At 69.4% G+C, this 8,329-nt stretch carries 8 protein-coding genes; 1 reads left to right on the top strand and 7 read right to left on the bottom strand.

Annotated elements, in window-relative coordinates; translation table 11 throughout:
• Nucleotides 1-1,283 (top strand): NAD(P)(+) transhydrogenase (Re/Si-specific) subunit beta (locus VF542_RS11220; protein ID WP_408651795.1); only part of this gene is annotated, 1,283 nt, incomplete at its 5' end.
• A 75-nt stretch (nt 1,284-1,358) separates the two neighbouring features.
• Here VF542_RS11220 and gmk read toward each other — a convergent pair.
• The 7 genes from gmk to carB form a co-directional block, all read right to left on the bottom strand.
• Nucleotides 1,359-1,946 (bottom strand): guanylate kinase, encoded by a 588-nt coding sequence (gmk, locus tag VF542_RS11215; protein WP_408651794.1) that lies wholly within the window; start codon nt 1,944-1,946, stop codon nt 1,359-1,361.
• Entirely contained in the window at nt 1,943-2,275 is a 333-nt protein-coding gene (gene mihF, locus VF542_RS11210) for an integration host factor, actinobacterial type (RefSeq protein WP_408651793.1), read from the bottom strand. The genes gmk and mihF overlap by 4 nt, the downstream gene beginning before the upstream one ends.
• A gap of 56 nt (nt 2,276-2,331) precedes the next feature.
• Nucleotides 2,332-3,333 (bottom strand): pentapeptide repeat-containing protein, encoded by a 1,002-nt coding sequence (locus VF542_RS11205; protein ID WP_408651792.1) that lies wholly within the window; start codon nt 3,331-3,333, stop codon nt 2,332-2,334.
• 229 nt (nt 3,334-3,562) lie between these two features.
• The gene (pyrF, locus tag VF542_RS11200) at nt 3,563-4,390 is read right to left on the bottom strand and encodes an orotidine-5'-phosphate decarboxylase (RefSeq protein WP_408651791.1); all 828 of its coding nucleotides are present in this window, start codon (nt 4,388-4,390) and stop codon (nt 3,563-3,565) included.
• The gene (locus VF542_RS11195; RefSeq protein ID WP_408651790.1) at nt 4,387-5,358 is read right to left on the bottom strand and encodes a dihydroorotate dehydrogenase; all 972 of its coding nucleotides are present in this window, start codon (nt 5,356-5,358) and stop codon (nt 4,387-4,389) included. Before VF542_RS11195 ends, pyrF begins: the two co-directional genes overlap by 4 nt.
• Complete coding sequence (locus VF542_RS11190; protein ID WP_408651789.1) at nt 5,359-6,267, bottom strand: dihydroorotate dehydrogenase electron transfer subunit; 909 nt, start codon at nt 6,265-6,267, stop codon at nt 5,359-5,361.
• A gap of 48 nt (nt 6,268-6,315) precedes the next feature.
• Nucleotides 6,316-8,329 (bottom strand): carbamoyl-phosphate synthase large subunit (gene carB, locus VF542_RS11185; protein WP_408651788.1); only part of this gene is annotated, 2,014 nt, incomplete at its 5' end.

Genomic DNA, 8,329 nt, shown 5'->3' with positions numbered 1-8,329 from the left:
CGGCCTTCGGAATGCTGGTGGCGATCATCGCGGTGCTGGTGTCGGTGTCCGACGGAGGCACCATGAACGCAACCCGCTGGCTGGTGCTGATCTGCGGCGCCCTGATCGGTTCCGCTGCCGGGCTGTACTCGGCGCGGGCGGTGGCGATGACCCAGATGCCACAGCTGGTCAGCCTGTTCAACGCGGTCGGCGGTGGGGCCGCGGCGTTGATCGCGCTGGCCGACTACCAGCACGACAGCCATGTCTCGGCGGGCATCGCGACTGCGGGGGTGCTCGACGTGCTGATCGGCGGCGTGACCTTCTCCGGCTCGCTGATCGCCGCGGCCAAGCTACAGGGTTACTGGAGCCAGCCGATCAACTTCCCCGGCTCGCGGCTGGTCTCGGCGGTCCTGGCGCTGGCAGCGGTGGCCGCCGGAATCGCGGTGATCGCCGGGGCGTACAGCCCCTGGCTGCTGGGCCTGGTGCTGATCGCCGCGCTGGGCCTCGGGATCGGCATGGTGCTGCCGATCGGCGGCGCCGACATGCCGGTGGTCATCTCGCTGCTGAACGCCTTCACCGGCACCGCCGTCGCGATGGCCGGTTTCGTGCTGGAGAACGCCACCCTGACCATCGCCGGTGCGCTGGTCGGCGCCTCCGGCGGCATCCTGACCAAGCTGATGGCCGATGCGATGAACCGTTCGGTGCTCAGCATCATGGCCGGCGGCTTCGGCACCGGCGCGAGCGGCATCGATGTCGGCCCGGGCGGCGGTGGCTCGGTCAAGTCGATTGCCATCGACGACGCCGCACTGCAGTTGGCCTATGCCAGCAAGGTGATCGTGGTGCCGGGCTACGGCCTGGCCGCCGCGCAGGCGCAGCACGAGGTGCGCGAGCTCGGGGAGTTGCTGGAGAGCCGGGGCATCGAGGTGTCCTACGCGATCCATCCGGTGGCCGGCCGGATGCCCGGTCACATGAACGTCCTGCTGGCCGAGGCCAACGTGCCCTATGACCAGCTGCGCGAGATGGAGGACGTCAACCCGGAGTTCGACCGGACCGACGTGGCCCTGATCATCGGCGCCAACGACGTCACCAACCCGGCCGCTCGCCGTCCCGGCAACGCCGTCTCGGGCATGCCCATCCTGGACGTCGACCACGCCCGCAGCATCATCGTCATCAAGCGCTCGATGGCCTCGGGCTATGCCGGCATCGACAACGAGCTGTACGGGGATCCCAAGACCAGCATGCTGTTCAGCGACGCCAAGAAGGGGCTGGCCGCCTTGGTCTCGGCCACCAAGGTGGTCGACTGAGCCTAGGTCGGGCCGGCTTTCAGGACACGGCTTTCAGGACACCGGTTTCAGGACACCGGTTTCAGGACACCGCTTTCACGACACCGCGGCGCTGAGCAGTGACACCACCTCGGCGGCGGCCCGCTCGACATCGTCGTTGATCACCACGACGTCGAACTCGTGGTGGGCATCGAGCTCATCCCGGGCCACGGCCAGCCGGGTCTCGATCACGTCGTCGGACTCGGTGCCACGCCCGGTCAACCGGTCCCGCAGGACGCGCTCCGACGGCGGCGCGAGGAACACGAACTGGGCGTCGGGCATCCGCTGCCGCACCTGGCGGGCGCCCTGCAGCTCGATCTCGAGCAAGGTGGGCCGGCCGGCGGCGAGGTGCTGCTCGACGGGCTTGCGAGGCGTGCCGTAGCGGTGGCCGGCGAAGGTGGCGTATTCCAGCAGCCGGTCGGTCGCGATCAGCTCGTCGAACTGGGCGTCGCTGACGAAGTGGTACTGCACCCCGTCCGCTTCGCCCGGGCGCGGCTTGCGAGTGGTGCACGAGACCGACACCCACACGTGCGGGAACAGCCGGCGCACCTCGGCCACCACGGTTCCCTTGCCCACCCCGGACGGCCCGGACAGGACGGTGAGTCGGGCGGGGGTAACCATGGCGTCCTCGGCTGGTCCGGTCATGACCGAGATTGTGCCGTCTGCTCGATTCGCTGGAGTAACGCGGCGCGCTGATGAGGGCCCAATCCGCGCAATCGGCGGGATTCGGCGATCCGCAGCTCGCTCAGCAGTGCCGCGGCCCGCACCTTGCCGTAGCCCGGCAGTGCCGCCAGCAGGGCGGTCACCCGCATCGAGGCCAGGTGGGAGTCGACGTCGGCCCGCTCCAGCAGCTCGGCGAGGCCGATCCGGCCGGTCTTGAGGTCGGCCCGAGCCTGCGCCCGTGCCGCCCGGGCGGCGGTGGCGACCATCAGCGCACCGGCCCGCTGCTCCGCGCTGAGCCGAGGGATCGCCATGAGCGTCACGCTACCGCTCAACCGACGCCCGGTAGATCGGCGAGCGTCACTGCGCCTTACTGATGCCGCATCGTGCAGGCGGTCACCAAGTCCCGCACACGTCCATCAAAGGGTGGGTCGGTATGCATCTCCTCAGCGACTGTGGTGTCAGTGGGACACGGGTGCCACGACGTATATCCCTGCCCACCGTGCATGCCGGTCATCCGGTCGACGAGCTGCCCGCACTTCTTCGAGTCGGCGCCCCAGGAAGGCTTCCCGTCGGTAGTGACGGAGGCCGGAAGACGCGTCTTCGACGAGATCGTGACTCCATGCAACTGCTCGGAGGTCAGGTCCTGCGCCCGGCTCAAGTCTGCGCCTGCGAGGTTCGCGCCGGTCAGATCGGCACCATACAGTCTCGCCGTCCCGAGCCGGGAATTTTCGAGGTGGGCACACGTGAAGAATGCGTACCTGAGGTCCGCAGTCTGCGCGCTCAGGTTTAGGTTGCTCAGGTTGGCTCGGCGAAAATCGGCTGCTACGGCGAGGAAGGACCCGTTCGGCGCGAAATCTGGGAGTGAAAGACCATGGAAGTTGCCGTGGCTCACGTCGGCGTCATGCGATCCAAGCTTGGCATCGCTGTCTATGGCCTTCAGGTGTTTCATCGCCCGGGAAAGGATGATTGGTTGAGGGGATTCGTAATAGGTCAGACCGGTCTTGCCCTTGACGACACTGTTGTCCTCGATGAACGCACTGAGTGTTTGGATTGCGTCTCGAGCGCCGGCTTCTTGAGCATCTTTGTTGTTCCCGTAGTTCGACGGGTCCTGAACGAACTCCCGAAGAAGCCACATGGAATTGTTCTGAACCGCTGCGGCTTCGCTATCCAATCCAGACACGATGACGCTGTAGTGCTCTTCACGGGAACTCTGCTTGAACTGCTCAGTCGAGCGGTCAAGGGTGCGGCTTGAGAAGATGACTGAGGTTGCAACCGCGGCGGCGCTGACAAGGAAGGAGGCAACCGCGATCAAGGTGTTGTTGCGGGTGGATTTTTCCTGCGCTCTTACTTCGCGCCGGCGCAATGTCAACTCGGCAGAATCTACGTCCCCCACGTCCCCCACGTCCCCCACTGCACCGCGGAATCGATTCTTGAGCAGTACACCTTGCCATGCGCGGTCACATCGTGTCGACGGCTGTCGCGCGGGTTAGGACTCGGCCAGGCAGGTGCCCACACCTTCACATGGCGATTTCACCGCGCTTAGCTCGTACTGGCCGGAATCCGTTGAGGTGATATGTCAGTCACCACATCAGCGATGATCAGCCACGCAGGAAAAGGAAATCCTCGATGGCCCGCTCGGCTGCGGCTCGCAAGGCCGGCAGCTCCGGCCCCGCCCGCAATACCTCCCGGGACACGCTGGGCAGCACCGCCGGCAAGCTGGCCCCGAAGATCCGCCGGACGTCGGCGGCGGTGCCGCCCTGAGCGCCGATGCCCGGCACCAGGAACGGCCCGTTCAGCTGCCCGAGCTCGGCCACCGAGTCCCCGATGGTGGCCCCCACCACCACGCCGAACGAGCCGAGCGGCTCCGCCCCGGCATTGCGCAAAGCCAGCTCGTCGATCACCGACTGGGCCACCGTCCGGCCGTCGGCCAGCCGGGCGTGCTGCACCTGCGGCCCTTCCTTGTTCGACGTCAGGCTCAGCACGAACACGCCGGCCTGGTGCCGCTCGGCCAGCTCGAAGGCGGGTTCGAGCGAGCCGACGCCGAGATAGGGGCTGAGCGTGATGGCGTCCACCGCCAGGTCCGAGGCCGGGTCGAGGTAGGCCTGGGCGTAGGCGGCCATGGTCGAGCCGATGTCGCCGCGCTTGACGTCCAGCAGCACCAGCGCACCGGCGGCCCGGGCGGCGGCGACGGTCCGCTCCAGCACCTCGATGCCGCGCGAGCCGAACCGCTCGAAGAAGGCCGACTGCGGCTTGATCACCGGGGCCAGGTCGGCGAAGGCCTCCACGCAGCTGAGCGAGAACCGCTCCAGCGAGGCCAGGTCATCGGCCAGCCCCCACTGCTCGAGCAGCTGGGCGTGCGGATCGATGCCCAGGCACAGCGAGCCGCGCCGGTCCAGCGCCGTGGCCAGCCGCTGGCCGAAGCTCACACCGACACCGGGTGGGTCACCCCGGTCCGCAGCGCGGCCTGCTGCTGCGGGCTCTTGTGCGCGAAGCCGATCGCGTCGGTCACCGAGCTGAACCCGCGGGCGTCGAGTTCGGCGTTCAGTTCCCGAAGGATCCTGACCGGCGCGCCCGGGTCGTGGAACACCGCGGTGCCGACCGAGACCGCCGACGCACCGGCCAGCAGGAACCGCAGCGCGTCCTGGCCGGTCATGATCCCGCCCATCCCGAGCAGCGGCAGGTGCGGCACCGTCTGGTGCACCTGCCAGACACACCGCAGCGCCACCGGACGGACCGCAGGGCCGGACAGCCCGCCGGTCACCCCACCGAGCGCCGGCTGCAGGGTGTCCAGATCGATCTCCATGCCCAGCAGGGTGTTGATCAGCGAGATCCCGTCGGCGCCGGCGTCGGTGACCGCCCGGGCGATCAGCCCGATGTCGGTCACGTCGGGCGAGAGCTTGGCGAACACCGGGACGTTGGGATGCGCCGCCCGCCGGACGGCCGAGATCACCCGGCCGGCCGCGATCGGGTCGCAGGCGAACACCTGGCCCCGGCTCTCGACGTTCGGGCAGGAGATGTTCACCTCGATCAGGTCGACCGGGTGGTTGTAGAGCCGCTTGGCCAGCGCCACGTACTCGTCGGTGTGCCGCCCGGCGATCGACACCACCGCTCGCGCGCCCCGCTCGCGCAGCCAGGGCAGGTCGTGCGCCAGGAACGAGTCGATGCCCGGGCCCTGCAGCCCGATCGAGTTCAGCATCCCGCTCGGCGTCTCGGCCATCCGGGGCGTCGCCCGGCCCGAGCGCGGCCGCAGCATGATCGACTTGGTGACGATGCCGCCGAGTTCGGCGACGTCGAAGAACTGGCTCAGCTCCTTGCCCGCCGCCGCGCAGCCGGACGCGGTCAGCACCGGGTTGGGCAGCTGCAGCCGCCCCAGCGAGGTCCGCAGGTCAGCCATCTAGCGCCCCATCCCATCGGCTCCGTACAGGTCTGCCGGCAACGTCCCGACGTCGGCCCAGCGCACCCGGCCGGCCTCGAAGACCGGTCCCTCCACACACGAGCGGACGAACCGCGACACCCCGTCCGCGCCCCGGACCGGCAGCACGCAGGTCATGCACACCCCGATCCCGCAGGCCATCGCCTCTTCCACCGCGACCTGCGCCGGAATGGCATGAGCCCGGGCCACCTCGCCGACCGCGGCCAGCATTCCCATCGGCCCGCAGGCATAGACGATCTCGGCACCCAGCCGCTCGATCGCCGACGGCAGCGGATCGGTGACCTGGCCGTACTGGCCGGCCGAGCCGTCGTCGGTGGTCACGGTGACCTTGCCGATCAGCCGCTTGGCCTGCAACTCGCCGAACAGCCGGCCGGCGCGGGAGGCTCCCACGATCATCTCGATCTCGCTGCCCAGCGCGAGCAGCCGCTCGGCCAGCGGCAGCAGCGGCGCGGTGCCGTAACCGCCGCCGACCAGCACGGCCGGCACCGCATCCCGCGGGATGGGGAAGGGCACCCCGAGCGGGCCGACCAGGTTCAGCCGGCTGCCGATCCGCTGGCCGACCAGCCAGTCGGTTCCGGGCCCGTGCGGGTCCACCACGAACTGGATGGTGCCGGCGAACTCGCCACCGGGCTTGACGCCGTAGAGCGCGAACGAGCGGCGCAGCAGCATCGAGGTCCGCGGGCCGCCGACCGCCACCGCGACGAACTGGCCCGGCGCGAAGGCCCGGGCCACCCCAGGCGCGACCATGGTCAGCTGGGTGTAGTCGCCGAACCTGGTGATGTCGAAGATCTCGCCGACCTCCTGCACCGGGCCGGTTGGAGCCGGCCCGGTCGCGGAACCCGATGCGGCGGTGTCGGTTTCGGTACTCATCTGCTGGTCTCCGCTCGCACGCTCATCGGCTGTCTCCGGTTGGCAAGCTCATCTGCCGGTCCCGGCCCGCCAGTCGGCCAGCGCCCGGTGATGTGATTGCAAGGACGCCACCGTCACATCATCGCGGAGAAGTTCCTCGATGCCCTGGACCCCCGCCGCAATCGCCTGGACGGTGGTCAGGCACGGGATGCCGACCTGCACCGCGGCCGTCCTGATCTCATAGCCGTCGATCCGCGGCCCGGAGTTGCCGGGCGAGCCGAACGGGGTGTTCAGCACCAGGTTCACCCGGCCCGCCAGGATCTCCTCGACGATGTTGCCCGGTCCCTCCGAGTACTTGCCGACCACCTCGGCCGGCACCCCGTTGCGCCGCAGCACCTGCGCGGTCCCGGTGGTGGCCAGGACCCGGAAGCCCAGGTCGAACAGCCGGCGCACCGGGAACATCGCCGCCCGCTTGTCCCGGTTGGCGATCGAGACGAACACGGTGCCCTTGGTCGGCAGCGAGTCGTACGCCGCGGCCTGGGACTTGGCGAAGGCGGAGCCGAAGTTCCTGTCCAGCCCCATCACCTCGCCGGTGGACTTCATCTCCGGCCCGAGCACCGAATCCACCAGATCCCCGGACGGTGAGCGGAACCGGTGGAAGGGCAGCACCGCCTCCTTGACCGCGATCGGAGCGTCGGCGGGCAGCTCGCCGCCGTCGCCGTGCCTGGGCAGCATGCCTTCCTGCCGCAGCTCGGCGATGCTGGCACCGACCGAGATCCGGGCTGCCGCCTTGGCCAGCGGGACGGCGGTCGCCTTGGACACGAACGGCACCGTCCGGCTGGCCCGCGGGTTGGCCTCCAGGACGTAGAGCACGTCCCCGCTGAAGGCGTACTGGACGTTGAGCAGGCCCCGGACCCCGACCTGCTGGGCGATCCGCATGGTCGCCGACCGGACCCGGTCGATGGTGCTGTTGCTCAAGGTGATCGGCGGCAGCGTGCAGGCCGAGTCCCCGGAATGGATGCCGGCCTCCTCGATGTGCTCCATCACGCCGCCGAGGTAGAGGTCGGTGCCGTCGTAGAGGGCGTCGACGTCGATCTCGACCGCGTCGTCGAGGAACCGGTCCACCAGCACCGGGTGGCTGGGGGCGATGTCGGTGGCCTTGGCGATGTAGGTCGACAGGCCCGCCTCGTCGTAGACGATCTCCATCCCCCGCCCGCCCAGGACGTAGGACGGCCGGACCAGCACCGGATACCCGATCGAGTCGGCCACCTGCTTGGCCTGTTCGAACGACGTGGCCAGCCCATGCTTGGGCGCCGGCAGCCCGGCCAGCGCCAGCACCCGGCCGAACTCGCCGCGATCCTCGGCCAGGTCGATGGCCTCGGGCTGGGTGCCCAGCACCGGCACCCCGGCGTCCTTGAGCCGCTGTGCCAGGCCCAGCGGGGTCTGGCCGCCCAGCGTGCAGATCACCCCGGCGACGGTTCCCGACTGCTGCTCGGCGTACACCACCTCCAGCACGTCCTCGAACGTCAGCGGTTCGAAGTACAGCCGGTCGGCGGTGTCGTAGTCGGTGGAGACCGTTTCGGGGTTGCAGTTCACCATCACCGTCTCGAAGCCGGCGTCCCGCAACGCCATCACCGCGTGCACGCACGAGTAGTCGAACTCGATGCCCTGCCCGATCCGGTTCGGCCCGCTGCCCAGGATCAGCACCTTCGGCCGATCGGGCTGCGGGCTGACCTCGGTCTCGGAGTCGTAACTGGAGTAGTGGTAGGGGGTCAGGGCCGCGAACTCGGCGGCGCAGGTGTCGACCGTCTTGTACACCGGCCGGATGCCGGCCCGGTGCCGCAGCAGCCGCACGCCGTCCTCGCCGGCCAGTTCCGGCCGCAGTGCCGCGATCTGGCGGTCGGACAGGCCGTGCCGCTTCGCCCGGCGCAGCAGCTCCGGCGTGAGCGACGGGGCCTCCCGGACCTCCACACCCACCTCGTGCACCAGCAGGATCTGGTCGACGAACCATGGGTCGAAACCACTGGCAGCCGCTACTTCCTCGACCCGCGCCCCGGCCGCCAGCGCCTTCTCGGCGAGGTAG

This window comes from Jatrophihabitans sp. (assembly GCF_036389215.1).
GTDB lineage: Bacteria > Actinomycetota > Actinomycetes > Mycobacteriales > Jatrophihabitantaceae > Jatrophihabitans_A.
This window is presented reverse-complemented; position numbering and strand designations above follow the sequence as displayed.

What these genes read in the sequence shown, in the direction of transcription:
- gmk (WP_408651794.1), bottom strand. Translation starts at nt 1,946, where the DNA reads ATGACCGGACCAGCCGAGGACGCCATGGTTACCCCCGCCCGACTCACC.
- VF542_RS11195 (WP_408651790.1), bottom strand. Translation starts at nt 5,358, where the DNA reads ATGGCTGACCTGCGGACCTCGCTGGGGCGGCTGCAGCTGCCCAACCCG.
- VF542_RS11190 (WP_408651789.1), bottom strand. Translation starts at nt 6,267, where the DNA reads ATGAGTACCGAAACCGACACCGCCGCATCGGGTTCCGCGACCGGGCCG.
- mihF (WP_408651793.1), bottom strand. Translation starts at nt 2,275, where the DNA reads ATGGCGATCCCTCGGCTCAGCGCGGAGCAGCGGGCCGGTGCGCTGATG.